Origin of the sequence: Synechocystis sp. LEGE 06083 (assembly GCF_015207725.1) — a bacterium.
Taxonomy (GTDB): domain Bacteria; phylum Cyanobacteriota; class Cyanobacteriia; order Cyanobacteriales; family Microcystaceae; genus Synechocystis; species Synechocystis salina.
Map to the genome: position 1 here is coordinate 1 of NZ_JADEWJ010000458.1, position 1224 is coordinate 1224.

A 1224-nucleotide genomic window follows, 5' to 3' on the forward strand; every position below is an offset into this window, starting at 1 on the left:
GTATTAGCAAATTCCACCCCCACCACCGGAGCACTGATGAGGTCATTATCCAAAAACACGCCTAAGCTCCGTCCTGTACCAGCAACAGCCTGGGTTAACTCGGCAAATTTCTTTCCCCCTTCTTCGTCAAAACGGAGGGCCACTTCCCACGCAGTACCAGATTGGTTGGGACTGGGGCGGGCATCAGTGAGGTTTTTCCCCGTTAGTCCCATGGGTTCAAACAGCGCCAGCAAAGCTTGGTTGGACTGTTCCCGTTCTGCCAACAATTGCTGGAGGCGATCGCTATTTTCCGGGGAAGCACCGGAGCGACGGAGATTTTCCAATTCCGCATCCAGTTGGCGCTTAATCGTGTATTCCGCTTGAAATTCTCCCTCTGTGCCGGGCCGTTGCTGCTGAAATTCTAACTGGGCTGTCCCCCCCAAAATCCTTTCTGCCTGACCCGGATCGGTTACCCCAGGCAGTTGCACCACCACTTTATCTTCCCCAGCAGTTTGCACCAAGGGTTCCGATACTCCCAGGGCATTAACCCGGTTTTCGATCACTGTTTTTACTGCCACCAAACTATCGTTGTCGATTTGGGGAATTTCTGCGGTGGGTTGGACTTCAATAGTTAACTGGGCGCCCCCCCGTAGGTCTAAACCCAGTTGCAGGGGCAACTTGGCCAGCACAAAACTGGCCCCAATGACCAAGACGACAATTAAAAGCAGTAGCCAACGCAGTCTTTGCATGGAAAGGAATTGATCGGGGACAATGTTCGATTCTATCGTGCCACGGGTCAATCCCTAGGCGATCGCCTGGGGTCAAAAGCAACAACGGCGAGCAAAATAATGAAATTGTTTCAATATTAAAAAATTCCCTTCCATGGATCCATGGTTATCTTGAACTAGTTTTGTTCATGGTTTTCCATGGCAGTGTTTTGCAACATTTAATTAAGAATTCATGACAAAGTTTTTTTACTTGATAGGATTTAGTTCTTGGGCAAGCGCAACTTGCCATAGGCTAACTTCTTAAATTTCTGCTTAACATGAATTCCTCCCCTTCCCCTCCCCAATCTACGGCTAACGTTAAGTTTGTCCTCCTGATTTCGGGAGTAGCGGCCCTGGGGGGGTTTCTGTTTGGCTTTGACACAGCGGTGATCAATGGGGCCGTGGCAGCCCTACAAAAACATTTTCAGACTGACAGCCTTTTAACGGGTTTATCGGTGTCCCTAGCTCTGTTGGGATC

Annotated in this window: 2 pseudogenes; one reads left to right on the plus strand and one right to left on the minus strand. The window is 49.5% G+C overall.

The annotated features are described in order from the left end of the window. Positions 1 to 728: pseudogene (locus IQ219_RS19725) on the minus strand (protein translocase subunit SecD); the annotation flags it as partial. A 296-nt stretch (positions 729 to 1024) separates the two neighbouring features. Between IQ219_RS19725 and IQ219_RS19730 the strand changes: the two are divergent. Next, positions 1025 to 1224 (plus strand): annotated as a pseudogene (locus tag IQ219_RS19730) (MFS transporter); the annotation flags it as partial.